Below are 25,728 nucleotides of genomic sequence, written 5' to 3'. Positions count from 1 at the left end.
TCTTTCTCCTGTTAGCCGAAGGTGAAGGCATACGCTTGTACGCCCGGGTCAAGGAATTCAATCCGGAAGGTGCGGTCGGCCACATCGCCGGACTGGCGCACCAGTTGATACAGGCGCTGGCTGTCGATTACGCCGGCGCCGTCGGCGGTGGTGTCGGCGCCATGGTTCTTGCCCGGCGCCGCACCGTCGATGGTGACGCGGAAGCGCACCGGCTTGCCGTTCCTGGCCGGGCCGAGCACCAGGTGCAGGTCACGCGCATGGAAGCGGTAGACGATGCTGCCGGCGCCCTGTGTCAGCGTGACCTGCTCCGGCAGCGACAGCCAGTTGCCGGCCAGTCCCCACTGGTTCAGCGCTGGCCTGGCGGGCGCCGTGTACTGGCGGGCGGCGTTGGCTGCCTGCGTTTCCGGCGATGCGAAGTTCTCGGCGCGCTCGTAGCCCAGATAGGTTTCAGGCGAGCCGACCTGGCCCATGTCCGACTGCTGCTGTATGCCTTTGACGTCCTCGGTGCTGACCACCGTGTTGGCGACGTCCTTGCGGCCCGCTTCTTCCAGCAGTTGCTGGATCACTTGCTCCGACTTCGCGTAGCCGCCTTCGCCGAAGTGGTGATGGCGGATCTGGCCTTTGGCGTCGATGAAGTAGTGCGCCGGCCAGTACTGGTTGTTGAAGGCGCGCCAGATGGCGAAGTCGTTGTCGATGGCGACAGGGAAGTTGATGCCCTGGTCTTTCACCGCCTTGCGCACGTTGTTGACGTTGCGCTCGAACGCGAACTCCGGTGCGTGCACGCCGATCACCACCAGTCCCTGGTTGCGGTATTTGTCCGCCCAGGCCTTGGTGTACGGCAGGCTGCGCAGGCAGTTGATGCAGGAGTAGGTCCAGAAGTCGACCAGCACCACCTTGCCTTTCAGTTGTTCCGCCGTGAGCGGGGCGGTGTTGAGCCATTCCACGGCGCCCGTCAGCGCCGGCAGCTTGCCTTCGACCGGCAGCGCGTCGGCGGCTTGCGCCACGGCGCGGCGCGACATCATCGCCGGCCCGGCGGCATTGGCGGCATTGGCGGACATGGCGACACGCGACATCATCGCGCCGCCGGCCGCCACCTCGTCCGCCGCTGCGGTTGCGGCACTGCGCATCATGGCGCCGCCAGTAGGCGCATCGCTGGCTGGACGTGGCGCGAGGGTGTCGATCAGCTTTTGCTCGACGCCTGCGGTGGCGACGCTCGAAACGCGCGTCAGCAAGCCGGTATCCAGCCCGGTCGCAATCGCAGCGACGCCGGCCAGCATGGCCACGCCCAAGCCGCGACGTATCCACTCGCCAGCGCCCAGCGAACGCTTCATGGCGCCGAACACTTTGCCGCCGACCAGCAGCGCCAGTGCCAGCGAAGTCGCCGCGCCGGCCGCATACGCCAACAGCAGCAAGGTGGTGCCCGCGCTGGCGCCATTCAACGCCGCCCCGGTCAGCACAAGCCCCAGCACCGGTCCGGCGCACGGCGCCCACAGCAGACCGGTGGCGACGCCGAGCAGGAAGGACGAACGTGCACCGCCATGCTGGCCGTCCGCCGCATCGCCCGACTGCTGCGCCTTGTTCGACAACTTGTCCCCCAGCGCCACCAGCGGCTTGGTCAAGCGGTCCGCCACCTGTGGCAGCATCAGCGTAATGCCGAAGAAGGCCATCAACACCAAGGCGATCCAGCGGCCATACTCATTGGCCTGCACCACCCAGCCGCCGCCGACCGCAGCCAGCGTTGCCACCAGCGCGAAGGTCAGGGCCATGCCGGCCAGCAGCGGCAGGCCGCTGCGCACAAACGGCTGCCCGGTGCGGGCAAACACAAACGGCAGCACCGGCAGAATGCAAGGGCTCACAATCGTCAGCGCCCCGCCCAGATAAGAGAGCAAAATCAGCAACATGATGTCATCTCCCGATCAGGCTTCGCCGGCGACGAAGTTCAGCGCCACGCCGTCGATGCAGTAACGCAGGCCGGTCGGTTCCGGGCCATCGTCGAACACGTCGCCCAGGTGGCTGCCGCAACGGCGGCACACTACCTCAACGCCATACATGCCCAGCGACGTGGTGCGGCTGGTGATTACACCCTTGTCCAGCGGCTTCCAGAAGCTCGGCCAACCGGTGCCGCTATCGAATTTGTTCTTCGACGAGAAAAGCGGATTCTGGCAGCCGGCGCACAAGAACTTGCCTGCGCGGTGTTCCTTGTGCAGTGGGCTGCTGAACGGCCGTTCGGTGCCGTGCTTGCGCAGCACCTCGTACTGTGCGGGCGTCAGCAGGGCGCGCCATTCGGCGTCGCTGCGGGTCACTTCCCAGGCGGCGGCAGGGGCGGCGATGGTGCTGCGGTAGGCGATGCCCGCCAGCAGCGCGGCGCCGCTGGTCAGGATGAAAGAGCGTCGTGATGTCATGGTGTCCTCCGTAAGTGGAATAACGATGGAGCCATTCTGCGCCGGGAGTGCTGACGAAATCCTCACGTAAACTTAAACTAATTGTGATACTTTCGTCCTTCCGATTACGGCACAATGACGGTCATGGACAACAAACGTGTACTCATCGTCGAAGACGATATTCATATCGCGGATCTGCTGCGGATGCACCTCCAGGATGAGGGGTATCAGGTGACGCACTGCGCGGACGGCGCCCAGGGCCTGTCGCAGGTGCGCACCGGCGGCTGGGACGCGCTGATCCTCGACATCATGCTGCCCGGCGTGGACGGCCTGGAAATCTGCCGCCAGGCGCGCGCGATGACGCCCTACACGCCCATCATCATCACCAGCGCGCGGTCGAGCGAGGTGCACCGCATCCTCGGGCTGGAACTGGGGGCGGACGATTACCTGCCCAAGCCGTTCTCCGTGCTGGAACTGGTGGCGCGCGTGAAGGCGCTGCTGCGCCGGGCCGACGCCATGTCGCGCAACCAGCGCAACGAGGGCGGAGCGCTGGAACTGAACGGCGTGCGCGTCGACCCGATCACGCGCCAGGCGCACCTGAACGGCGCCTTGCTGGATTTGACGCCGCGCGAGTTCGACCTGCTGTATTTCTTCCTCAAGCATCCGGAAAAAGTGTTCTCCCGGCTCGACCTGCTGAACCAGGTGTGGGGCTACCAGCACGACGGCTACGAACACACGGTCAACACCCACATCAACCGCCTGCGCGCCAAGATCGAAGCCGATCCGGCCGAACCGACCCGCATCCTCACGGTCTGGGGCAAAGGCTACAGGTACGCCAGCGCCGGCGAGGCCGCATGAGGCTGACGCTGTCGCAGCGCCTGTCGCTGGTCTTTTCGGTGCTGCTGCTGGCCTGCTGCGGGGCGTCGGCCTGGCTGCAAATCCGCGCCAACATCATGCACGAGAAGGAAGTGGTGCAGGGCTTGTCGCGCGGGCTGGCGCGCAGCATCGCGCTGGACGCGCAGCTGATGCACGCCGAGGACGCGCAAGCGCTCGGCCCCGACATGGTGCGCCGCCTGTTCAGCCGCCTGATGGCGGTCAATCCTAGCGTGGAAGTCTACCTGCTCGATATGCAGGGGCGCGTCGTCGGTCACGCCGCCCCGGAAGGTAGCCTGAAACGCGACCATGTCAGCCTCGATCCGATCCGCCGCCTGCTGGCCAACGAGCCGTTGCCGATACAGGGCGACGACCCGCGCAGCGACAAGGGCCGCAAGGTATTCAGCGCCGCCGTCCTGCGCGCCGGCGAAAAAAGGTCGGCTACATCTATGTCATCCTGCAAAGCGAGGAGCACGACCGGCTGGCCGCCCGCGCCACGGCCAGCTCGGTGCTGCGCACCACCTTGTGGTCGATGGTGGTGGTGGCGGCGCTCGTGCTTATCGCCGGCCTGATCGCGTTCCGCCTGATCACGCGGCCGCTGCGCCGGCTCACAACCACCATGCGCCAACTGGATACCAAGGCGGACCAGTTGGCGCTGCCCGCGCCCGGTGTCGAGAACCCGCGCGACGATATCGCCGTCCTCGAACACGCTTTTGGCGATATGGCCGCGCGCATCAACCAGCAATGGCAGACCATGCGCCAGCTGGACCACGACCGGCGCGAAGTGGTGGCCAATATCTCGCACGACCTGCGCACGCCTTTGGGTTCGCTGCACGGCTACCTGGAAACGCTGTCGCTGAAGGATGAAACGCTGACAGCGGTCCAACGCCAGCACTACCTCGGCATCGCCCTGGCGCAGAGCCAGAAAGTAGGGCGGCTGGCGCAGGCGCTGTTTGAACTGGCGCGCCTCGAACACGGCTCGGTGCAGCCGGAGCTGGAGCCGTTTTCGCTGTCGGACCTGATACAGGACGTGTTCCAGAAATTCGAGCTGCAAGCCGCCGAGCGCCATGTGCGCCTGATGGCGACGCTGCCGCACCCGGCGCCGATGGTGCGCGCCGACCTGGGCATGATGGAGCGCGTGCTGACCAATTTGTTCGACAACGCCATCCGCCACACGCCGTCCGGCGGCGAGGTTGAAATCACCGTCGAACCGGCGGCCAGCGGCAAGGTCACCGTGACCGTTGAAGACACCGGCCCCGGCGTGCCCGCCGCCATGCGCGACAACCTGTTCCGCCGCCCGGTGGCGCTGCAAGGCGAATACCGCGTCGGCGGCCTCGGACTGCTGACCGTCAACCGCATCCTGCAACTCCATCACAGCAAGATCGAGTTGGTCAGCGAGCCGGGGCTCGGCGCGGTGTTCCGCTTTACGCTGGACGCTGCGTAAGCGGCTGGCGCCACTCGGTCAGGTAGTGCTGCGGCGTTTTGCCGAGAATGCGGCGGAACATGGCGCTGAAGGCGCTGGGACTCGCATAACCCAGCGCCGCCGCGATCTCGCCCACGCTCTGGCCCTGCGCCAGCCGGCCGAACGCCTCGGCCAGATGCACCTGCTGCACCCATTGGCGGTAGTGCAGCCCTGTCTCCTTCGGGAATAGCCGTATCAATGTGCGGGCGCTGGCGCCCACTGCATCGGCCCATTGTTCGATATTGCGGCTGCTGCCCGGATCGGCCATGATGGCCGAGCACACGGCCAGCAGGCGGCGGTCGCGCGGCCACGGAATCGCAATCGGCACCGTCTCCGCCGCCTTCAGCTCCGACAGGATCAGCATCGCCAGATGCTCGCCGCGTCCCGGCAGCGGATATTCGATCGGCTCCTCCAGCAGCGCCAGTATCAGCTCGCGCAGCAGCGGACTGACTTCGATCACGCGGCAGCTGTCGCCAAACGCCTTTGCGGCGCCGGCTTCCACATAAATGGTGCGCATGGCCACCTTGCTCACCGAGGTCCAGTGATGCACCACGCCCGGCGGCAGCCAGAGCGCGCGGCGCGGCGGCAGTATCCACACGCCGGAATCGGTCTGCACGCGCATCAGGCCCTGGGTGGCGTACAACAACTGCGCGCGTTCGTGGCTGTGCGGTGCGGCGGTGATGCCGTGTTCCGCATCGCGCGCGAGGGCGGTGACCACGCGCGGCACGCGCTGGTAGTCGCGGTGGTCGGTGCTGCGGTCGGGATTTGGCATTTATTCGACGATTATTGGAATATCACAGTTTGCCAACCATATTACACTCAATCCTCCTCAAACCGGAATTTTCAGATCATGACTACCGCTGCTATGAGTCGCCCGCACGGCGACACCGTGATGCAGATACTCGGCGCCGTCGCGCTGGTGCATCTGCTGAACGATTTGACCCAGGCCATGCTGCCTTCGATTTATCCGATGCTGAAATCGGAGTTTGGCCTGAGCTTCACCCAGGTCGGCCTGATCACGCTGACCTTCCAGTGCACCGCCTCGCTGCTGCAACCGTGGATCGGCCTGTACACCGACAAGCGCCCGATGCCTTTCCTGCTGCCGATGGGGATGGTGGCCACGCTGATCGGCGTGCTGATGATGTCGTTCGCCTCGTCGTTCGCTGGCTTGCTGGTGTCGTCGGCGCTGATCGGTATCGGCTCCTCGACCTTCCACCCGGAGGCCTCGCGCGTGGCGCGCGCCGCTTCCGGCGGCCGCTTCGGCTTCGCGCAGTCGCTGTTCCAGGTCGGCGGCAACGCCGGTTCGGCGCTGGGCCCCGTGCTGGCGGCGGCGGTGATCATCGGCCGCGGCCAGGGCAATATCGCCTGGTTCGCGCTGCTGGTGCTGGCCGCGATTGCGATCCTGGTCTACGTCAGCCGCTGGCACAGCCACCACCTGGCGCAGCCGAAGAAAGCCGCCGGCCCGGCGGTGTCGCCGCTGCCGAAGGCGCAGGTGTACGGCGCCATGACGGTGCTGGCGCTGCTGGTGTTCTCCAAGTACATCTATATGTCCAGCCTGACCAGCTACTACACCTTCTACCTGATCGACAAATTCGGCGTCTCGGTGTCGAACGCGCAGATGTATCTGTTCCTGTTCCTGGCGGCCGTGGCGGCGGGCACCTTCATGGGCGGCCCGATCGGCGACCGCATCGGCCGCAAGCGCGTGATCTGGATCTCCATCCTCGGCGCCGCGCCGTTCACGCTGGCGCTGCCGTACGTGGGCCTGTTCTGGACTGCCGTGCTGTCGGTGGTGATCGGCTTCGTGATCTCGTCGGCCTTTTCGGCGATCGTGGTGTTCGCGCAGGAGCTCATGCCGGGCAAGGTCGGCATGGTGGCGGGGATTTTCTTTGGGCTGATGTTCGGCGTCAGCGGCATCGGCGCGGCGGCCATGGGCCACATCGCCGACATCAAGGGCATCGCCCATGTGTACCAGCTGTGCTCCTACCTGCCGCTGCTGGGTATCCTGACGGTGCTGCTGCCGCACATCGAGCAGCCGAAGCACCGATAACAGGCATCAGGCGTCGATAAAGCGCATCTTGAAGTTGCGGCCTTTAATGGCGCCGAAATCGCCGCCGAGCGGATTGCCTTTGTTCAGGCGCGCAAAGGCGTCGTAGGCGACGCGGCGGTCGATGGCGACGTAGGTCTGGAACTCGGTCACGTTGATCTTGCCCACTTGTTCCTTGCTCAGGCCGGCGTCGCCGGTCAGTGCGCCCAGCACGTCGCCGGGGCGCAGCTTGTCCTTTTTGCCGCCCGAGATCACCAGCGTCATCATCGGCGCCGGATCGACGCCGTAGTCGTTTTCGTCCAGGCTATCGAGATCGAACCAGTTGACCGGCTGGCCCTGGTATTCCTCGATCAGCTTGACCCATTTCTTCTCGTTCGGCGCGCACAGCGACAGCGCCAGGCCTTGCTCGCCGCCGCGGCCCGTGCGGCCGACGCGGTGGATGTGCACCTCGGTGTCCTTGGAGACGTCGACGTTGATCACCGCTTCCAGGTTCGGAATGTCCAGGCCGCGCGCGGCGACGTCGGTGGCCACCAGTACAGAGCAGCTACGGTTGGCGAACAGGATCAGGATCTCGTCGCGCTCACGCTGTTCCAGTTCGCCGTACAGCGCCAGTGCGGAGAAGCCTTTCGATTGCAGGTCTTCGACCAGTTCGCGGCATTGCACCTTGGTGTTGCAGAAGGCGATGGCCGATACCGGCTTGTAGTGCCCCAGCAGGCGCGCCACCGCGTCGTTGCGCTGGTCGAAGCCGATCTCGAAGAACAGCTGTTCGATCTGGTTGTTGTCATGCTGCGCCTCGACGGTGACTTCGACCGGATCGACCAGGAAGTCGTCGGTGGCGCGGCGGATATCGTCCGGGTAGGTGGCCGAGAACAGCAAGGTCTGGCGGCGCTTCGGGCAGGCGCTGACAATGCCGGCGATTTCGTCGTAGAAGCCCATGTCGGTCATGCGGTCCGCCTCGTCCAGCACCAGCGTGCCGACCTTGGACAGGTCCAGCGTCTCGCGGCTCAGGTGGTCGCGCACGCGGCCCGGCGTGCCGACGATGATGTGGGCGCCATGCTCCAGCGAGGCGATTTGCGGGCGCATCGGCGAGCCGCCGGTCAGCACCAGCACCTTGACGTTGCCGGTCGAACGGGCCAGGCGGCGCAGCTCGCCGGCGACCTGGTCGGCCAGCTCGCGGGTAGGGCACAGCACCAGCGCCTGCACCGCGAACCAGGCAGGATTGAGCTTGGCCAGGATGCCGATGCCGAAGGCGGCGGTCTTGCCGCTGCCGGTCTTGGCCTGGGCGATCAGGTCGCGGCCTTCCAGCACCGACGGCAGGCTTTGCGCCTGGATGGCGGTCATCTCCTTGTAGCCGAGCGAGTCGAGGTTGTCCAGGATGGCGGGATTCAGCGGCAGGCTGGCGAAGGAGGTGGAAGTCATGGTGGCGGACCCTGTTCTAAAAGGATGTGGACACAGTCTAACAGGCTAGCATTGTCTGGCCCACTGTGCGGGAGGTGTTTGTGCGGTGTACGGCAGGTGTGCCGTATCAGTCACGCTTCCATACCGGCAAACCGGTCAGATCGAGATTGTCGTCGCGGACCCAGACCGGCAGGCCGGTGGTGTCGGTCGGTTCCAGCAGCTCCAGCTGTTCCTGCTTGAGCGTGGCCCGGCGCACGCGCGGCGGCGGCGGACGCTTGGCTTCCGGTTCGAGCGGCGCGGCGGGATCAAAGCCCGGCAGGTCGAACGTCGCGTTATCTTTTTTATCTCTCATTGGGGAAAAACAAAAGCCCGGCTGAGTAGTCGGGCTTCGTAAGCATACAAAATTGCGCTCAGTTTAACACATGCGCCATATCAGCGGAAGCTCAGGGCCCCCGTCAGGTCGCCCGGCGGCGTGGCGTGGCGGGCGGCGAAGGCTTCGTTGCGGGTCTTCAGGCCTTCCAGCAGCGGCAGGTCGTGCAGGCGGGTGATGAAGCGCATGATCGAGGTGGTGTCGTAGAAGTTGTGGTCCACATGGCCTTTTTTCGCGAACGGCGAAATGACGATGGCCGGAATGCGCGAACCCGGGCCCCAGCGGTCGCCCTTCGGCGGCGCCACGTGATCCCACCAGCCGCCGTTTTCGTCGAAGGTGATCACCACCAGCATGTTCTTGAACTGCGGCGACTTCCTCAGATGCTCGACGATATTGGTGATGTGAGCATCGCCCGATTCGATGTCCGAGTAGCCGGCGTGCAGGTTGAGGTTGCCCTGCGGCTTGTAGAAGGTCACGGCAGGCAGCTTGCCGGCCACCGCGTCGGCGATGAATTTGTTGGAGATCGGGCTGTCGCCCAGGCCGCCGTCGCGCAGGTGTTCCTCGCGCTCCTTGGTGCCGGGCGCGAACTGCTTGAAGTAGTTGAACGGCTGGTGGTGGTACTGGAAGTTCGGCTTTCGCCGCCGCCGCGCGCGTCCAAGGCTGCCTGCCACGCGCCGCCATACCACGCCCAGCTGATCTTCTTGCGCGACAGCAGGTCGCCGATGGTGTCGTAGGTTTGCGGCGGCAGGGTGTTGGCGTCTTTCGGATCGGCGTGCAGCGGATCGCCGTCGTAGGCCGGTCGGATGTAGCTCGGCTGGTACGGCGGCGCCATGGTGTTGACCGCGTAGCCGTCCGGCGTGATGGCGCCGTTGTTGACGAAGTGCGGATGGCCGTCCATCGCCGATGCCGGCGAATCCGGCGTGACGGACAGGCGGTGGCCGGTCGGACCGTCGTCCAGCACGGCGATTTTCTTCCTGGCCGCGGTATCCTTGGCGTTGAAGTATTCCGGCACGCGGCCGGTGATCAGGAACTGGTGGTTCAGGTAGGAACCGCCGAAGGCCGCCATGAAGAAGTTGTCGCACAGCGTGTACTGCTCGGCGATCTTCCACAGGCCGAGGTTTTTACTGGTTTCGCTGTAGTAGCCCATGACCATGCCGCCGGTGTTGCCCCAGGCGGCGAAGCCGTCGTTCTTGCCGCCGTTGATCTGCATCTGGTTCTGGTAGAACAGGTGCCACAGGTCGCGCGTGATGACGGCTTCCGGCAGCGGCTTGCCTTCGGTGTCCACCAGCTTGAACGGGCCGTTCGGCAGGCCCTTGATATCGTCTTCCTTGACGGCGTATTTCTTGCCGCCGATGTCCTGTGTGTTCGGCACCATGCCGCCCCAGATTTTCGGCAGCGACGGCAGCACCGAGCCGTCGCGGTCGCGCTGCAGGCAGGCGGCGGCCGGCGCGGCCGACAGTGGGCTGGCGGTACCGGGGAAGTTGGCGAACAGGTTGTTGAAGCTGCGGTTCTCCAGGTAGATCACCACCACATTCTTGATATTGGCCTTGAGCTTGTCGTCGAGCGAGCCCTTGACGGCCGGCCTGGCGGTCGCCGCCTCGGTCAGCGCCGGCAGCGTGGTGGCCAGGCCGGCGGCGCCCGCCGCCTGGAAGATGCGGCGGCGCGAAGGATTGACTGGCGCATCCTGCACCGGTTGTTGTGTTGCTTGTTCTTGATCCTTCACGCGGCTCTCCTGGCTAAAACGAAAAGCCGATTGTGCCAGTTTTGCCGCGGCTTGGGTATGCCAGCGAACATTCCGATACAAAGGAGCGCAATGGAAAAAGCCGTTGACTCCTTGCGAAATCAACGGCTTTTCGAATTTGGTTGCGGGGACAGGATTTGAACCTGTGACCTTCGGGTTATGAGCCCGACGAGCTGCCAGACTGCTCCACCCCGCGTCTGAAGGCATGTATTATATAGAGGTTTGCCGCGATGCGCAAGTGCCCCTCATGCGGTCCATTATGCTGCGCCCAAACGCCACAGCGACGTTACCTCGGCGGCGCGGGCGGCATGCAGGGGATCGCTGGCGTCGGCGGCGCGCGGGTGGACCGGGCGGACGTCGATCCTGCCCAGCACCGTGAGGCCGGCGGCGGCGATCCATTCCAGCAGCTGCCCGCGCGGACGCAGGCCCAGATGCTCGGCCAGGTCGGACAGGATCAGCCAACCTTCGCCGCCCGGCGTCAGGTGCGACGACAGGCCGGCGAGGAAGCCGCGCAGCATGCGGCTGTCCGGGTCATATACCGCGTATTCGATCGGTGAGCTTGGACGCGCCGGCACCCATGGCGGATTGCACACCACCAGCGGGGCGCGGCCCTCGGGGAACAAGTCGGCCGTTTGCAGCGCGACTTGCTGATCGAGCGCCAGCAGCGCCAGGTTCTCGCGCGCGCAGCTCAGCGCGCGCTGGTCCTGGTCGGTGGCGACCACGCGGGCGATGCCGCGCTTCGCCAGCACCGCCGACAGCACGCCGGTGCCGACGCCGATATCGAACGCCAGATCCGCGCCCGCCGGTAACGGCGCATCTGCCACCATCTGAACGTATTCGCCGCGCACCGGCGAGAACACGCCGTAATGCGGGTGGATGCGCGCGCCCAGTGCCGGAATCTCGACGCCGGCGCGGCGCCATTCGTGCGCGCCGATCAGGCCAAGCAGCTCGCGCAGCGAGGCGATGAACGGTTCTTCATAGCGGCCATATGCTTCATTGCAGGCCAGCTTGACGTCCGGCGCGCGGCGCAGTGGAATGGTGTAGCCCTCGTCGAATGGGATCAGCAGCATGGCCAGCGTGCGGGCGCGTTGCGATTGCGCCTGGCGGTGCAGGTGGAAGGCTTCGGTCGGCGAGGCCGCTACCTTGGGCGCCTTGGCCTTTTTGCCGGACTTGCCCTTGTGGTCGGCGCGGCGCGCCAGCGCTTGCAGCAGCTGGCGCGCGTTCTGGAAGTCGCCGCGCCACAGCAGCGCGGTGCCTTCGCAGGCCAGGCGGTACGCGGTGTCGGCGTTGGTGGTGTCGTCGGCGATGACGACGCGCTTCGGCGGCGGCATGCCGGCCTCGGAGCGCCAGCGCGCGGAGCGTTGTTCGCCGTTCTCCTCCCAGTGGATTTGTGGTGGCAGCGGAGAGGAGGTCTGTTCAGGCATGGGGAGGCGATCGATAAAATAGGGGAGCGCCACGCGGAGTTGCGTGGCGCGGAGCCGCTATTATACCGATGCGCTGTCCGACGGCGGCTTGCCCGTGGCGGTGGCGGCGCCGGCTTGCCCGGCCGGGGTGGCCGGGGTTGCCGGTGCTGCAACGGACGGCGGCTCGCTGGCAGCAGGCTCCTTTGGCGCGACCGGCTCGACGTCGGTGGCGTTGGCCGCTGCCTTGGCCTTGTCGGCGGCGGTCGGCGCGGCGTAGGTGTTGGTGTCCTTGCTTTCGACCAGATCGAGCAGGCGCAGGGACAGGCTGCGCAGCGTGTTGCGGTCGATGCCGTCCTCGTTTTTGCCGTTGCCTTTGTCGTTGTTGGCCAGCGCGGTTTGCAGATCGCGGCCGATCAGCTGGAACAGGTCCGCCAGCGTGCCCGGGAAGTCGAGATTCGGCAACTGCACCACCGGCAGATCCTTGGTATCGGTGGCCCAACCGGGTTTGGGCAGGTCTGCGGTGTCGGTGGTCTGGCTGGCGGCCGCACTCAGTTCGGCGTTGTACTGGACTTCCACCTCAAAATCGAACTTGCGGCCGTCGGCGGTGGTGATGGTGCCTTTGCCGATGAAGTGCGAGCTGTCGGTCAGGCTGAAAGCTGCCGCGTTGGTAACGCTGCCGCCGCTGCGCGTCTGCTGCACGCCGGCCGCGAACGTGGACGTGGTTTCCAGGCTGGCGGAATCGAAGTCGATCACGGCGCCCTTGGCGGCGTCGCCGAACAGCGCCTGCGTGAAGCTGTTGACGAAATCCTCGGCGAAATCCACCGTGGCGTTGCCCAGCGCGGCCACGCGGCTGGTCAGGTCCAGCGGGTTGTTGGACAGTTTGGCCGGCGTGGCGGCTTGCGTTTTTTGCAAAGCCGACGCCTTGTTGTCGTTGCCCTGATTACCGGTGTACAGCGACGGCAGGCGGCTGCCCAGATTGGAAATGATAGACATGGTGGACCCCGTTTGATGATACTTCTACAACTCTTTAACGGTATGCTAATCCAATACTTGAGGGCCGGGCGCGCAATTTAGTGGTGATGGGTCCAGCCTTCCGGCGCTGCCAGGTAGGATTCTACGGCGTCTTTCTGGCCGATGGCGTGATGACGTACTTCGCCGCACTGGCAAACGCCGACGTAAGGCTGGATGTGCGAGCATGCCGACACCTTTTGCAGGCGGACTTGCACGGCTTTGGCGCACTTGGCGCATTTGAAGGTGAGGGTGCGTGGTGCTTTTAACATGATTGCCAGGTTGCGGAAAATTTCAAAGGCGGGATTTTATCATTCACGCAAAGATGTCGAGCGCGGGGCGCTTCTCCGGCGGGTCTTCATAGGCGCGTTGCGCCTGCTCGGCGCGGGCTTTCATTTCCATCTGCTGCGCTTGGGCGGCCACTGCGCGGTCGGGGCCGGACGGTTCGGCCGGCGCCATCGCCGCCGCCTGGATGGTGCGGGCGCGCTCGATGGTTTCCTCCGGCGTGGCGCCGGGCGAGGTGTCGATATTGACCTCGCCGCCGATAGCGTAATTGACGCCGTCCGGGCCGCGCTGATAGGTATAGGACGGGCCCGAAAGTACCAGGCCGCCGGCCGCCGCCATGTGCGCCTGCTCGTGCTGGCGCACTTCGAGATCGCGCGCCTTGAGCTTTTCGACCATGGCTTGCGCTTCTGGCGATAGATTGATGGTGGTGGCAGGCGTGGTTTTTTCAGCAGGCGCAGAAGGCTGCACCGGCGGTACGCTGTACCCCGGGGACAGGCTGGCGGAACTCGGTAGGATGGCGCCGATGCTCATGGTGTAGCCTCGCTGGAGACTTAATCATAGCACCGGTGCGGCTACATGACGCTAATTGTGCTGCGGCCGCCGGCCGATGGCTGCACCAGGATTTTGGCCGAAATCCGGTCCGTCATCTCCTGCACGTGCGAAATGACGCCGACCTTGCGGCCCATCGCCTGCAGGCCGTCCAGCGCGTCCATGGCCACGCGCAGCGTGTCGGCATCCAGGCTGCCGAAGCCTTCGTCGATGAACAGCGATTCGACCCGCACCCGGTTCGACGACAGCGAGGCAAGGCCCAGCGCCAGCGCCAGCGACACCAGAAAGGATTCGCCGCCCGACAGCGAATGCACCGAGCGCATCTCGCCGCCCATGTCCTGGTCGCGCACCAGCAGCGCGAGCGACGGCGCGGCATTGTTCTGGATGCGTTCCAGCTGATAGCGGCGCGACAGGTGGCGCAGGTGGGCGTTGGCATAACCCAGCAGCACGTCGAGCGTGAATTGCTGCGCGTAGTTGCGGAAGCGTTTGCCGTCGGCGGAGCCGATCAAGTCGTCCATGCGCGCCCAGCGCTGGGCGATGGCTTCCTGCTGCTCGATTTCGGCCAGCATGGAATGCGAGCGGCGGCGTTTTTCGTCGTCCTGCGCCAGCGCCAGTTGCAATGCGGTGGCGTGGTCGTTGGCGGTCTTGCGTTCGGCCAGCAGCGCGTCGAGCGCCGCCGTCACCGCGTCGATAGCGGAGATGGCGGGTGCGGTCGCCGCCGCTGGCTCGGACCACAGGTCGGCGCCTGGCGCCGCCTCGCCGGCCGGCGTTTCAGGCAGGCGCGATGGCGGTGCGCCCAGTTGGTGCTGTTGGCGCTGGCGCTGGCGCTCTTGCAGCACGGTCGCCGACTGGTCGGCGGCGCGGGCCAGCGCTTGCAGCGCGTTGCGCTCGGCGGCGATGTCGTCGGCCGGAGTGGCAAGCAGCTCGCGCAGCTGCGCCAGGTCGTGCAGCCCGGCTTCCGGCTGCCGCTGCTGGAATGCGGCCAGCCAGCCGGCCAGCCGCTGGGCGGCGCCGGCGGCGGATGCCTGCAAGGCCGCGAGGCGCTGGCTGGCCTGCACCAGCGCCTCGTCGGCGCGCGTACGTGCCTGCGTGGCATCCTGGGCCGCCGCCTGGCTGGCGGCGTGGCGGGCCTTGGCTGCATCGATGGCCGCTTGCAGCGCGGCTTCGACATCGCGCACTTCCTTGCCGCCCCACATCGACATGCGCTGATCCTGGCTGGCCTTGAGCGCCGCATCGGCCGTGGCGAATGTGGCGCGCACCACGAGGGCGTCTTGTTCGGCCTTGGCCGAGGCCTCGCTCAGCGCTTTCAGTTCGACCTCGAAGCTGGCCAGCGAGGCGGCGCGCTCGTCGTAAGCCGCGCGCTGCCCCAGCCATTGCTTGCTTTCTGCCTGGCGCGCCTCGTAAAACCGCGCCGGGCCGGACTTCCAGTCCTCTTTCCACTCTTCGCTTGGAATATCGCCGCCGCTGAAGGCCGCGTCCAGGTCGGACAACAGCCCGCTCAGCGCCAGCGCCACTTCGATGCGCTGGTCTTCCAGACCCTTGTATTCGGTGTTGGCCTGCGCCAGTGCGGTCCTGGCCGCGGCGGCCGCGGCTTGCAGGCGCGTATGCTCGGCGGCCGCGCGCTCGTAGGCGGCTTGCGCCTGATCGCGCGCCAGGCGGGCGGCGTGCAGGGCGCGCTCCTGTTGCTCAACGATTTGCAGCGCCTTGTACGCTTCGTTCAGTTGTGCGGTGAACCAGGCGGTGCGCTCGCTTTCCGGCGGCAGTTCGCCGCCATCGACCAGCGGATGCGCCGACCAGGCGGCGCGTACACGTTCCATTTGCTGCTGCACCGAGCGCTGTTCGGCGGCCAGCACGTTCAGCTGATCTGCGCTGGCCTGCGCGGTGGCGCTGTGCGCCGCCTGCTGTTTGACGTTGGCCTCCATCTGCTGCCGGCTGCGCGCCACATCGCCCTGAAGTTCGCGCAGCATGGTTTGCAAGCTGTCGTCGTTGTGGCGGTATGGATGATCCTGGGCGCCGCAGACCGGGCAGGGCATGTCGTCTTCCAGCGTCTGGCGCAGCGATTCCACGCTGGCGGCGGTGGCGGCTTCCGCCAGCTTGAGCGAGCGTTCGGCCTGCGCGAAGGTGGCCATGATGGCGATGCCTTGCTGCTGCGCGGCCGCCAGCTGCGCTTCGGCGGCAGTCATGGCCTGGCGCAGTTGCGCCGATTGCGTTTCAATTTGCGCGTGGCGGGCCTGGCGCGCTTCCAGGTCCAGCCAGATTTTCTCCGCGCTGGTCAGCAGGTCGCGGTGCTGTTCCCAGCCGGTGCGCGATTCGCGCAGCTGTTCGACCGGGTACATGGCCATTTCCTGCGCTGCCTGCTGGCGCTGCTGGTCCAGCGTCTGCAAGGCCTGGACGGCGCTCGCCAGTTTGGCGATGGCGTCGGCCTCCTCGTCGCGATGCAGTTGGGCGTTGCGCTGTACGCGCGCCAGGCCATGGTGCAGGCGCTCGGCGTTCGCGGCGGCCTGGCCGGCCTGCACGAACAGCACGTCCCAGCGTTCCCATTGCTGGGCCAGCGCTTTCCAGTGCTTGTGCTGCTGTAGCCATGCGACGCCGGCCTGCTGTTGCGCGGACAGGCGCGCATGTTCATTCTGGCGCGCCTGCAGCGCTGTCCGGGCGGCGGCGTCGGCCTGGTCGGCCTTCTCGCAGGCGGCCTGGCCCTGGCGCCAGGCGGGCAGCATGGCCTCGATGCGCGCGTCCAGCGCCTTGGCCTGGTCCAGCAGCGGTGCGGCGGCGCGCTGCGCGGCTTCGGCTTCCTGCTGGCTGACGGCGGCTTGCGCCTGCGCGGCGCTGGCTTGCTCAAGGGCGGCTGCCGCTTGCCGCGCATGTTCCGTATTGGCGGCGATGATGTTCTGCGTGGCGGCGATGTCGCCGTCAATGCGACGGATGTCGTCGTCCAGCGGACGCGCTGCCTGCACCGCATCGATGCGTGCCAGTGCGGCGTGACGCGGCGCGGCCGCTTCCACCGCCGCCAGTGCGGCGGCGACGGCCTGCTGCGCGGCCTGTTCATCCTGCGCCAGATTTTGCGCTTGCTGGTGCCAGCGCAGTTCCTGTTCCAGCGCCGCCTTCTGCTGGTCCAGCGCCTGCATGGCGACGGCCGCATCGGCGCTCTGCGATTCGATCGCGGCGCGCTGGTCGGCGCTCAGCGGCTTCTGGTCCGCCAGCCGCAGGTTCAGCTTTTGCAGCGCCGCCTGTTCCACCTTGTTGCGTTCAAAGGCACGGATGGAGATTTCGGAATAGACGGTGCTGCCGGTCAGCGTCTCCAGCAGTTCGCCGCGCTCGTTGTCTTCCGCCTTGAGGAAGGCCGAGAACTCGTTCTGGGCCAGCAGCACGGCGCGTGTGAACTGCTCGAACGAGAGGCCGATACGTTTTTCGATTTCCGCCTTCACCTCGGTCTTGGTGGCGCCGATCTGCTGTTCGGTCGGCAGCAGCTTCAGCGACATCGTCGTCGGTTGCAGCGCGCCCTCGGCCTTGGTGCGCGAGCGGCGCACGCTCCAGCGCGCGCGATAGGTGGCGCCATCGCTGCCGACGAAGTCCACCTCGGCGTGGCCTTCCGCGGTGCCGCGCCGCAGTAGCGTGCGCGGGTCTTGCGTGGAGACGGTTTCGTTGCCGACGTCGGCCAGGTAGTTGCGGCCGGCCACGCGCAGCAGGCGCGGGGTGGCGTCGTACAGCGCCAGGCACAGGGCGTCGAGCAAGGTGCTCTTGCCGGCGCCGGTCGGGCCGCTGATGGCGAACAGGCCGGTCGATGCCAGCGGCTCCGATTCGAAGTTGACGCTGAAGTCATCGGCCAGCGAGGCCAGGTTTTTGCCGCTGATTTTCAGGATTCTCATGGCAGCATCAACTCCGCGAAGGCGCTCAGCTGATCGGCCGGCGCTGGATTGCCGAAGCGCTGTTCATATAGCTGCCTGAAGATGTCGTCGGGTTTCAGTTTTTCCAGCTGGTCCAGCGTCATTACTTCCTTGTCGATGGACGAGTCGCGGGCGGCGGTCGAGGTTTCGATCTTCGCCAGCCGCACATGCTTGCCGTCCAAAGCCGCCTCGATGCGCGCGCGCAGGCCGGGTTCCGGCTGCTCCAGCAGCACGCGCACTTCCAGATACGGCTGCTGCTCGGCCGGCGCCTCCGGCGGCGCCAGCGCTTCCAGTTCTTCCAGCACCTGCGTCAACGGCGCCGGCCTGGATGGCACGCGCAGCAGCTCCACCGCGCGCGGCACCGGCACCGGCACGATCTCGCGCACGCCCGCGCCTTGCAGGTCGATGCGCAGTATCTGGTGCGCGTAATTCACCTCGGCGAAGGACAGCGGCAGCGGACTGCCGCTGTAGCGGATGTGTTCCTGCTTGCCGACGTGCTGCGCCAGGTGCAAATGGCCCAGCGCCGCGTAGGCGATGGCCGGGTCGAAGATCCCGGCCGGCAGCATTTCGGTGCCGCCGATGACGATGCGGCGCTCGGAGTCGCTGGACATCTGGCCGTCCACCATGTGGCAGTGGCCCATGGCGACGATGGCCTGGCCTTCCTGCCGCTTGCTCTGCGCCAGCGCGAACGCCTGCTGGTAGAGCAGGGCGATGCCGGCCAGGTAGGGATCGACGCCTTCCTCCGCCGGCACGCGCGGCACGTCGCCGGGCCGCAGGAAGGGCACGGCCAGGCACCAGGCCTCGATTTCGCCACTGCGGCCGGTCAGCGGCAGCACCAGCGATTCGATGTCGATTTCACCGTCGGCGCCGCGCTGCGCGGCGCCGATCACGCGCGTGCCGTGCGCCTCCAGCAGCGGGCCGGGGGCGTCCAGCCGGCCCGGCGAGTCGTGGTTGCCGGCGATGATGACCAGGTTCAGATGCGGCACACGCTCCTTCGCCAGGCGCAGGAAGCGGTACAGCTGCTTCTGGGTCGCGGCCGACGGGTTGGCATTGTCGTAGACGTCGCCGGCGATCAGCAGCACGTCGGCCTGTTCGGCGACGATGGCGTCGAGCAGCCAGTCGAGGAAACGCTGGTGTTCGTAGTGACGCTCGAAATTATGCAGGGATTGGCCGAGATGCCAGTCGGAGGTGTGCAGCAGACGCATGAAAAAGTGTGAAACAGCCGGAAAAGCGCCAATATAGCGCATGCCGGCGGCTCCCGCTTTGATTTATGCCGGGTTGTCGGCCGGCGTGTGCAGCGTCTGGCCGGCGCGGAAGGTATTGCGGCCGGCTTGCTTGGCCTCGTACAGCAGGATGTCGGCGCGGTTCAGCAACTCGGCGGGCGTGACGTCCTCGCCGCGATAGTAGGTCAGGCCGATGCTGGTCGATATCGACACCACCGTGCCATCGAGGTCGAAGTCGCCCTGCATGGCGGCGACGATCGTGGCCGCCAGCGCGGCAGCGTCGTCGACCCGGTGGATGCGGTCCATGATGATGGTGAACTCGTCGCCGCCAAGGCGGGCGATGGTGTCGCTGGCGCGCATGGTGTGGGTCAGGCGCGCCGAGAAGGCTTTCAGCAGCGCGTCGCCGACGGCGTGGCCGAAGGTGTCATTGACCGGCTTGAAGCGGTCGATGTCCATGTACATCACCGCCATCAGGTTGCCGTTGGCGCGCGCGGCGAGCATCGTGTCGTGCAGTTTTTGCAGGAAGCCGGCGCGGTTGGTCAGGCCGGTCAGCGCATCGACCTGCGACAGCCGCAGCAGGCGCTGTTTCTCGCGCTTCTGCACGGTGATGTCCTGCCGCATGACGTGGAAGCCGATGACATTGGCGCCGTCTTCGTCCATCTGCGGGATGTAGACCACTTCGTAGGTGCGCGGCGTGGCGTCGCTCTCGTCGTCTTCCTCGAAGGTCAGCGTTTCGCCTTGCAGCGCGCGCTGCACATAGGGCAGCAGGTTGGCGTAGCGCTCGGGGGAGACGGTGTCGCGGATCGGCATGCCCAGCACCGTGGTGCCGGTGCGGTTGAATTCCCGCTCGTAGGCGAGGTTGTGGAAGCGGTAAATCTGCGCGGCGTCGATATACGCCACCATGGCCGGCAGCGTGTCGGCGATGGTGCGCAGCCGCGACTCGCTTTCGCGCAGCGCCATCACCGATTTGCGCACGTGGGTGATGTCGTCCACCGTGCCCACGTAGCCGTACACCGCCTCGTCCACCACCATGACGGCGATCTTGAACGACACCCAGACTATGGCGCCGTCCGGGTGCACGCAGCGCAGCGTGTCCTGGTAGGGCGTGCGGGTGCGCGCCATGTGATGCAGCGCGTTCTTCAGCACCTCGCGGTCCTGCGGGTGGACGGCGCGCAGCCAGGCGTCGCCCAGCGCCTCTTCGCGCGTCAGCCCGGTGATCATTTCAAAGGTGCGGTTGACGTAGGTGCAGTGGCCGTTGGCGTCGGCGCGCAGCAGGCCAAGCGGCGAGGCGTCGTTGACGGCGGTGAGTTCGGCCTGCTGCTTGCGCGCCGCCAGTTCGGCCTCCTTGCGCGAGGTGATGTCGTGGACGTTGACGGCCACGCCGTCGGTGATCGGCACGATCTGGTGATGCAGCCAGTGGAGCGCGCGGTTGGGCAGGAAGTCGACTTCGAATTCCTCTTCCAGCGGCTGGCGCGATTCCAGTACGTGGCGGTATTTTTCGACGAAGCCTTTGGCGTGCAGCTCCGGCATGACCTCCACCAGCCGCTTGCCCTTGATGTCGGCGCTGCGGTAGCCCATCAGCTGCGCGCCGCGTTCATTCAGGTCGGCGATGGTGAAGTCGAGGATTTCGCGCTGTGCGCCGCGCATGCGGCAGGCCTTGAACAGGTAGACGGCGTCCAGGCTGGCGTCGGCGGCGGCGCGCAGCATCAGCTGCGCCTCGATCACCATTCTGGCGCTGCGGCGCAGGCGGTGCGCCTGTTGCATCAGCAGGTAGACGAACAGTAGCACCAGCCCGGAAATCACCACGGCGGCGCCGACATACATATTGCGCCGTTGCTCGAAGCGCGCCATGGCGACCTGGCCCGGAATGCCCACCACGGCCGTCAGCAGATAGCGCGGCAGCTCGCTGGAACTGTAAATGCGGTCGATGGCGTCGAACGGGCGCTTGAGCAGCAGTTCATCCTGCGGCCGGCCGGCGCCGGCCTGGGTCACATCGAAGCCGATGCTGTCGCTGATGATGACCTGGGCGTCGACGCGCCCGGCCGACATGCCGTTTTCGCGGCTGAGCAGCATGACGGCGGCGCCGGCGTCGACGTTCAGCCGGTCGTAGCCCTCGACCAGGTAGGCCGGGTCGACGCTGACCATGATGACGCCGGCGAAGCCGCCGCCGGCCTGATTGAGGCGGCGCGAAATCTGGATCTGCCATTTCTTGGTGCGGCGGTCCACCACCGGCGTCGCCACCAGCGAGGTGTCGGAAGCGCTGGCGGCGTGCTGCCTGAACACCGCCTGCTGGCGCAGGTCCGGCGCGAAGTAGCCATTGCGGCTGTCGATGACGCGGCCTTCGCGGTCGATGATGGCCAGCGGCAGGTCCAGGTTGGCCGGCAGCAGGGAGTGCAGCAGGCCGTTCTTGCGGGTGAATTCGGACAGCCGCAGCTGGCCGTCGCTTTCCTCGTATTTGACCTTGAACAGCTGGGTGGCGTGGTCGACCTGGCGCAGCAGGTGGTTGCTATGCTCGGCCAGCGTGCGCGCCAGCGATTGGCTGTGCAGCACCGCCTCGTAATGGGCGGTCTGGTGTTCCTGGCGCAGCTGGTAGGCCACGGCGCTCCAGGTAAAAATCAGCAGCGCCAGGCCGAAGGCCGGGAGCAGGATCACGCGGTACAGGCGGCGGAGAAAATCGAGCATCGGGCGGTGGTCTGGTCATGGTGTGCAGGTGTGCCGCTCATTCTGCACGGAAATATCGCTTTTGGCATGAAAGGTGTACAAAATACGTCACTCCTGTACAGGCAATATTGAAATCTTTATTAGAATAGCGTGCATGACTGAACCGATATTGAGCCTGCCCGCCGCCCCTGCCAGTTTGCTTGCCGCCGACGGCCAACCGCTGTTTGGACGCTACGCCGGCCAGGTCGGCAACATCGACTGGAGCCAGCTGGCGGCGCCGTTTTCGCGCGGCGCGCTGTGGCGGCGCTTCCACCACAAGCGCTGGCATTACGTGGCGCTGTGCACCGAACAGGTGTTCTGCGCGGTCGCCATCGTCGATCTGGGCTGGACCAGCACCGCCTTTGCCTACGCCTTCGAGCGCCGCGACGGCGACATGCTGGCCAACTTCTCGCAGGACGGCCTGCCGCTGGTGTCGGCCAAACTGGCCAACCACGCCGGCGAATCGAGCCGCTTCAAAACCAAAGGCTGCGATATCGGCATCGACACCAACGGCGCCGGCAGCTACGAACTGGCGCTGCGCTGCGATTACCTGGAGGTGGACGCCAGCTTCGGTCCATCGCCAGCGCCGTTGCTGCTGGCCACCGGGCCGATCGCCCATGGCTCGGTGCACGCGACGCAGAAATCGTCCGCCATGCCGCTGCGCGGCGAGGTGCGCACCTGGCGCGAGGAATTCAAGCTCGATGGCGGCGTCGCCAGCTTCGACTACTCGAACGGCCTGCTGGCGCGTAACACCGCCTGGCGCTGGGCCTCGGCGCACAGCATGGAGCTGGGCTTCAACCTGCAAGCCGGCTACTTCGGCGACCATGAAAACGCGCTGTGGCTGGACGGCGACCTGATCGCGCTCGGCCCGGCGCACTTCCTGTACGATAAAAAAGACCTGCTGTCGCCATGGCATATCTTCACCGAAGACGATATGCTCGACCTGACCTTCACGCCGGAAGGCGCGCGCCGCGACAACCGCAAGATGATGGTGGCGGCCAGCCGCTACCTGCAACCGATCGGCACTTTCAGCGGCTGGGTGCGCGCCGCGCCGGACCAACCCAAACGCATGGTCACGCAGATGATGGGCGTGACCGAAGACCACAGCTCCCGCTGGTAGCCCTATGAGCATCCGCAATCTCGACCGCCTGTTCCAACCCCGTTCGGTGGCCGTCATCGGCGCCTCGGACAATCCGCAGCGCATCGGGACGCGGGTGCTGGCCAACCTGCTGGCCGGCGATTTCGTCAGGAACGGCGGCAGCGTCTGGCCGGTCAATCCCAAGCATCAGCAGCTGCAAGGGCTGCCAAGCTACGCGCGGGTCAGCGCGCTGCCGGCGGCGCCGGAGCTGGCCATCATCTGCACGCCGCCGGCCACGGTGCCCGGCTTGATCCATGAACTGGGACAAGCCGGCGGCAAGGCCGCCATCGTCATGACGGCTGACCCGGGACACGCTGGCGGACGCAGCCTGCGCCAGCCGATGCTGGAGGCGGCGCGCCCGTATCTGCTGCGCGTGCTGGGCGCCGGCAGCGCCGGCCTGCAGTCGCCGGCGCTGGGGCTGGACGCCAGCTTCACGCAGATGGCGGCGCGCAAGGGCAAGCTGGCCTTCGTCTCGCAATCGGCGGCGCTGGCGACGGCGGTGCTGGACTGGGCGGGGCAGCGCGGCATCGGCTTCTCGCGCTTTGCCGCCATGGGCGACGGCGCCGATGTCGATTTCGGCGACCTGCTGGACTACCTGGCGGCGGACGGCGAAACGGAAGCCATCCTGCTGTGCATCGAGCATGTGAGCAGCGCGCGCAAGTTCATGTCGGCGGGCCGGCTGGCGGCGCGCGGCAAACCGGTGATCGTGCTGAAAGTGGGGCGCGACGCCGCGCCCGGCGCCGACCTGGTGTTCGACGCCGCCATCCGCCGCGCCGGCATGCTGCGCGTGCACTCCACCGAAGACCTGTTCGACGCCGTGGAAACGCTGGCGCGCCAGCGTCCGCAGCGCGGCGAGCGGCTGGCGGTGCTGACCAACGGCGGCGGCCTCGGTTTGATCGCCGCCGACGCCCTGGCGTGCAGCGGCGCGCAACTGGCGGAGCTGTCGCCGGCCACGCAAAAGCTGCTGACGCAGGCCGGCGCGCCGCACGCCAACCCGGTCGGCCTGCTGGCCGATGCCCAGGTCGAGCGCTATGTCAGCACCGTGCAGGCGCTGCTGCGCGAGCCGCAGGCCGACGCGCTGCTGTTCCTGCACGCGCCCACCGCCATGGTGCCGAGCCACCTGATCGCCGAGGCGGTGGCGCCGCTGATGCAGGCGGCCGGCAAGAACGTGCTGTCCTGCTGGCTGGGCGGCGGCTCGGTGGCGCAGGCGCGGCGCGTGTTTGCCGACGCCGGCCTGCCGACCTACGACACGCCGGAAAAGGCGGTCAACGGCTTCCTGCAGATCGTCCAGTACCGGCGCAACCAGGAGCTGCTGATGGAGGTGCCCGTTGGCGTGCCGACCACCAGCGCCGGCGGCCGCTCGACCGCGCGCAAGCTGGTGCAGGCGGCGCTGCAGCAAGGCCGCAGCGAGCTGTCGGACGCCGACGCCCGCGCGCTGATGGCCGCCTACGGCATTGCGCTGGCGACGCCGCAGCAGGCCGCGCTGGCCGGCGCCACGCTGGCGGCGGCGCGCATCCAGATCGGCCACGACCCGGTGTTCGGGCCGGTGGTGTTCTTCGGCCAGGGCGGCATTGCCGCCGACGTCGCGGCCGACCGCGCGGCCGGCCTGCCGCCGCTGAACCTGGCGCTGGCGCGCGACATGGTCGGCCGCACCCGCGTTTCGCGGCTGCTGGCGCAGGGCCAGACCGCGGCCGACGGCGAGGCGCTGATCCGCACGCTGGTGCAGGTGGCCGACATGGTGGCCGACCTGCCGGAATTGGCCGAGCTGGAGCTGAACCCGCTGCTGGCCATCGGTGGCGGCGTGGTGGCGCTGGGCGCACGCCTGCACCTGGCCAAGGCGCGCGGCCGGCGCGCCGAGCTGGCCATCCGTCCCTATCCGCAGGAATTGGAGGAGCGGCTCGACTGGAACGGCGGCCAGATTCTGCTGCGCCCGATTAAGCCGGAGGACGGCGCGCAGCACCAGGCCTTCTTCAGCGCGCTGGCGCCGGACGATGTCCGCCTGCGTTTCTTCTCGGCCATGCGCGAGCTGCCGCCGGCCCAGCTGGCGCGGCTGACGCAAATCGATTACGACCGCGCCATGGCTTTCATCGCCACCCGCCCCAATCCGCAGGGTCAGCCGGAAACGCTGGGCGTGGTGCGGGCGGTGCTGGACCCGGACAATCAATCGGCCGAGTTCGCCATCATCGTGCGTTCCGATTTGAAAGGGAAGGGGCTGGGCTACATCCTGTTCCAGAAGCTGGTCGATTATTTCCGCGCCCGGGGCACGCGCGAGATCGTCGGCGATGCGCTGTCCGAGAATGGCGGCGTCCAGAAACTGATACGCCATTTCGGCGGCGTGGTTTTGCCGCACCCCGAGGCCGGAATGGTACGTCTGCAACTGCCTTTGCGATAGCATTCGGGGCGGGCTTGTTATATATTTGTGCTTCGAAGCGCGGGGCCGGTTTGTGCTAGCTCAAAGCGCCGTTGTCGGGAAACTTTACACTTTTACTTCCTCCACCTCAGCCCAGGGAGTCAGTCAGAATGTTAACCGCCACATACACTTTGGTCGCACTGTCAGTCGAACAAGCCAGCGTTCGGGTTAGCCTGATATCGTTTCAAAAGTATGTGCGCACCACGCTCATGCAGCAGAACCGCATGACCCTGTCGCAGCTGGAATACGCCTGCGAAAGCCTCAACACCCTGTACCAGGCCTGCCACTGGCGCAAGACGGAGATGTACCTGATCCCGGCGCTGCGCGACGCTACCGAGCGCGCCGATCAATTGCTCGACGAACTCAACCGCCTGAACCAGGCGGCGCTGACCTCGATCCGCCTGCTGCAGAACAAGCTGGGCGCGCTGGCCGACGTGCGCGACGAGCAGGTCAGCGAAGTGTGCGACAGCATCGACACTTTCTGCGCGGCCCTGCTCAAGCGGCTGGAAAAAGAGGAGCAGGAACTGTTTGCCCTGGCGCGCAACGCCATCGCCGGCGAAACCTGGTTCTCGATCGCCAACCAGTTGATGATGCACGATAAGCACCTGGACGAAATGAAGCGCTCCGGCCTGCCGCCGGCCGAGGCGGCGCAGGTGACCGCGCGACGCCGCGCGCTGCCGGGCGGCGAGGTCGATGACGGCCAGATTTCCATCCCCGGCCTGCAGGTTTTGCCGGTGGCCGGCCTGGACGACATGCCGGCCAGGCCGCTGCCCAAGCCGCGCGACATGCGTCGCGCGATGATGCAATTATGAAATAGCCACCCTCTTGACGCGCTAGCAGGGCAAATTCCGCCTGCTTT

The 25,728-nt window shown here is 66.6% G+C and carries 17 protein-coding genes, 1 tRNA gene and 2 pseudogenes; 6 read left to right on the top strand and 14 right to left on the bottom strand.

Features of this window, described 5'->3' with window-relative positions; all coding sequences use genetic code 11:
- Positions 1-11: 11 nt before the first annotated feature.
- Both ACRQ5J_RS19760 and msrB read right to left on the bottom strand, forming a co-directional pair.
- On the bottom strand, positions 12-1,901 hold the full coding sequence (locus ACRQ5J_RS19760) for a cytochrome c biogenesis protein DipZ (protein WP_432379114.1): 1,890 nt from the start codon (positions 1,899-1,901) through the stop codon (positions 12-14).
- Positions 1,902-1,916: 15 nt separating this feature from the next.
- Complete coding sequence (msrB, locus tag ACRQ5J_RS19755; RefSeq protein WP_432379112.1) at positions 1,917-2,402, bottom strand: peptide-methionine (R)-S-oxide reductase MsrB; 486 nt, start codon at positions 2,400-2,402, stop codon at positions 1,917-1,919.
- Between the two features lie 123 nt (positions 2,403-2,525).
- Here msrB and ACRQ5J_RS19750 point away from each other — a divergent pair, with 123 nt between their 5' ends.
- Together ACRQ5J_RS19750 and ACRQ5J_RS19745 are read left to right on the top strand one after the other, a co-directional pair.
- On the top strand, positions 2,526-3,239 hold the full coding sequence (locus tag ACRQ5J_RS19750; RefSeq protein ID WP_432379110.1) for a response regulator transcription factor: 714 nt from the start codon (positions 2,526-2,528) through the stop codon (positions 3,237-3,239).
- Positions 3,236-4,698 (top strand): annotated as a pseudogene (locus ACRQ5J_RS19745) (HAMP domain-containing sensor histidine kinase). The gene ACRQ5J_RS19750 and the pseudogene ACRQ5J_RS19745 overlap by 4 nt, the downstream one beginning before the upstream one ends.
- Here the strand turns inward: ACRQ5J_RS19745 and ACRQ5J_RS19740 are convergent.
- Positions 4,679-5,488, bottom strand: a complete 810-nt coding sequence (locus ACRQ5J_RS19740; RefSeq protein WP_432379108.1) for an AraC family transcriptional regulator — start codon at positions 5,486-5,488, stop codon at positions 4,679-4,681. The pseudogene ACRQ5J_RS19745 and the gene ACRQ5J_RS19740 overlap by 20 nt on opposite strands.
- Before the next feature lie 78 nt (positions 5,489-5,566).
- Between ACRQ5J_RS19740 and ACRQ5J_RS19735 the strand changes: the two genes are divergently transcribed.
- A complete protein-coding gene (locus tag ACRQ5J_RS19735; protein ID WP_432379106.1) occupies positions 5,567-6,763 on the top strand; it encodes an MFS transporter in 1,197 nt (398 codons plus the stop codon).
- A 6-nt stretch (positions 6,764-6,769) separates the two neighbouring features.
- Here the strand turns inward: ACRQ5J_RS19735 and dbpA are convergent, their stop codons facing one another.
- From dbpA to ACRQ5J_RS19680, 11 genes and pseudogenes are all read right to left on the bottom strand, one after another.
- Complete coding sequence (gene dbpA, locus ACRQ5J_RS19730; protein ID WP_432379104.1) at positions 6,770-8,179, bottom strand: ATP-dependent RNA helicase DbpA; 1,410 nt, start codon at positions 8,177-8,179, stop codon at positions 6,770-6,772.
- Positions 8,180-8,285: 106 nt separating this feature from the next.
- On the bottom strand, positions 8,286-8,510 hold the full coding sequence (locus ACRQ5J_RS19725) for a hypothetical protein (RefSeq protein ID WP_432379102.1): 225 nt from the start codon (positions 8,508-8,510) through the stop codon (positions 8,286-8,288).
- 80 nt (positions 8,511-8,590) lie between these two features.
- Positions 8,591-10,053 (bottom strand): annotated as a pseudogene (gene acpA, locus ACRQ5J_RS19720) (acid phosphatase).
- Between the two features lie 335 nt (positions 10,054-10,388).
- Positions 10,389-10,465, bottom strand: a tRNA-Met gene (locus ACRQ5J_RS19715).
- Positions 10,466-10,526: 61 nt separating this feature from the next.
- Positions 10,527-11,693, bottom strand: a complete 1,167-nt coding sequence (locus ACRQ5J_RS19710) for a methyltransferase (RefSeq protein WP_432379100.1) — start codon at positions 11,691-11,693, stop codon at positions 10,527-10,529.
- Positions 11,694-11,753: 60 nt separating this feature from the next.
- The gene (locus ACRQ5J_RS19705) at positions 11,754-12,665 is read right to left on the bottom strand and encodes a hypothetical protein (protein WP_432379098.1); all 912 of its coding nucleotides are present in this window, start codon (positions 12,663-12,665) and stop codon (positions 11,754-11,756) included.
- Positions 12,666-12,742: 77 nt separating this feature from the next.
- Positions 12,743-12,952: a hypothetical protein gene (locus ACRQ5J_RS19700; RefSeq protein WP_432379096.1), complete on the bottom strand. Its 210-nt coding sequence runs from the start codon at positions 12,950-12,952 to the stop codon at positions 12,743-12,745.
- A gap of 43 nt (positions 12,953-12,995) precedes the next feature.
- A complete protein-coding gene (locus ACRQ5J_RS19695) occupies positions 12,996-13,496 on the bottom strand; it encodes a putative metalloprotease CJM1_0395 family protein (RefSeq protein WP_432379094.1) in 501 nt (166 codons plus the stop codon).
- 41 nt (positions 13,497-13,537) lie between these two features.
- Positions 13,538-17,380 (bottom strand): AAA family ATPase, encoded by a 3,843-nt coding sequence (locus tag ACRQ5J_RS19690; protein WP_432379093.1) that lies wholly within the window; start codon positions 17,378-17,380, stop codon positions 13,538-13,540.
- Positions 17,377-18,603, bottom strand: coding sequence for an exonuclease SbcCD subunit D C-terminal domain-containing protein (locus tag ACRQ5J_RS19685; protein ID WP_432379091.1), 1,227 nt, complete (start codon positions 18,601-18,603; stop codon positions 17,377-17,379). Before ACRQ5J_RS19685 ends, ACRQ5J_RS19690 begins: the two co-directional genes overlap by 4 nt.
- Positions 18,604-18,666: 63 nt before the next feature.
- Positions 18,667-21,303, bottom strand: a complete 2,637-nt coding sequence (locus ACRQ5J_RS19680) for a diguanylate cyclase domain-containing protein (RefSeq protein ID WP_432379089.1) — start codon at positions 21,301-21,303, stop codon at positions 18,667-18,669.
- Between the two features lie 133 nt (positions 21,304-21,436).
- Between ACRQ5J_RS19680 and ACRQ5J_RS19675 the strand changes: the two genes are divergently transcribed.
- The 3 genes from ACRQ5J_RS19675 to ACRQ5J_RS19665 all read left to right on the top strand — a co-directional run bounded on the left by ACRQ5J_RS19675 (position 21,437) and on the right by ACRQ5J_RS19665 (position 25,681).
- Positions 21,437-22,441, top strand: coding sequence for a DUF2804 domain-containing protein (locus ACRQ5J_RS19675; protein WP_432379087.1), 1,005 nt, complete (start codon positions 21,437-21,439; stop codon positions 22,439-22,441).
- A gap of 4 nt (positions 22,442-22,445) precedes the next feature.
- Complete coding sequence (locus tag ACRQ5J_RS19670; RefSeq protein WP_432379085.1) at positions 22,446-24,851, top strand: bifunctional acetate--CoA ligase family protein/GNAT family N-acetyltransferase; 2,406 nt, start codon at positions 22,446-22,448, stop codon at positions 24,849-24,851.
- Positions 24,852-25,063: 212 nt separating this feature from the next.
- A complete protein-coding gene (locus tag ACRQ5J_RS19665; RefSeq protein ID WP_432379083.1) occupies positions 25,064-25,681 on the top strand; it encodes a hemerythrin domain-containing protein in 618 nt (205 codons plus the stop codon).
- Positions 25,682-25,728: the final 47 nt, after the last annotated feature.

Source organism: Duganella sp. P38, from assembly GCF_050859475.1.
GTDB lineage: Bacteria > Pseudomonadota > Gammaproteobacteria > Burkholderiales > Burkholderiaceae_D > Rugamonas.
This window is presented reverse-complemented; position numbering and strand designations above follow the sequence as displayed.